The sequence below is a fragment of the Sphingomonas sp. FUKUSWIS1 genome, assembly GCF_000733135.1.
In the GTDB taxonomy this organism is placed as follows: domain Bacteria; phylum Pseudomonadota; class Alphaproteobacteria; order Sphingomonadales; family Sphingomonadaceae; genus Sphingomonas; species Sphingomonas aerolata.
The window spans coordinates 1-664 of record NZ_JPJC01000270.1 but is presented as its reverse complement, the minus strand read 5'-3'; the positions used below and the strand labels follow the sequence as shown (position 1 = coordinate 664).

The window sequence follows — 664 nt, the reverse complement described above, 5'->3', positions numbered from 1 at the left end:
CGCGCGCGGATCAGCCGGTCGTCATACACGGCGCCACCACCCGCAAGCCGTCGTGCGGCATGCAGCACGGTCGGCTTGGGCCAGGGCACGCCCTCCATCACCACCAGCCGCAGCGATTCGCCCGGCACGTCGACCCCGTCGCGCAGTGCATCGGTGCCGAGCAGCGACGCGCCCGGGTCATCGCGGAAGATATCGACCAATGTGCCCGTATCGATCGGATCGACATGCTGCGCGAGCAGCGGCAGCCCTTCGCGCGCCAGCCGGTCGGCGATCCGGCCATGCACGCCGCGCAACCGGCGGATCGCGGTGAACAGCCCGAGCGTCCCGCCGCGCGAGGCGACGATCAGCCGGGCATAGGCGTTGGCCAGCGCGCCCACATCGCCGCGTTTGACGTCGGTGACGATCAGCACCTCGGCCTGTGTCGCATAGTCGAACGGGCTGAGCGCGGCGAACCGCGCGGCCGGGCGGGTGAGATGCGGTGCGCCGCTGCGCGCCTCGGCGATCTGCCAGCCTTCCTCCGCGCTGCCGCCCCCGGTCAGCGTCGCCGACGTCACCAGCGCGCCATGCGCCGGTTTCAGCACGACCTCCGCAAACGGGCGGGTCGGGTCGAGCCAGCGGCGATGCAGCCCGATATCGAATTCGCGTCCTTCGACCCGGTCGACCG

At 71.8% G+C, this 664-nt stretch carries 1 protein-coding gene; it reads right to left on the bottom strand.

All coding sequences use genetic code 11. The features are described from left to right. Positions 1 to 664, bottom strand: a 664-nt coding sequence (locus sphsw_RS17330; protein ID WP_031441713.1) for a helicase C-terminal domain-containing protein, incomplete at both ends; no start/stop codon positions are given.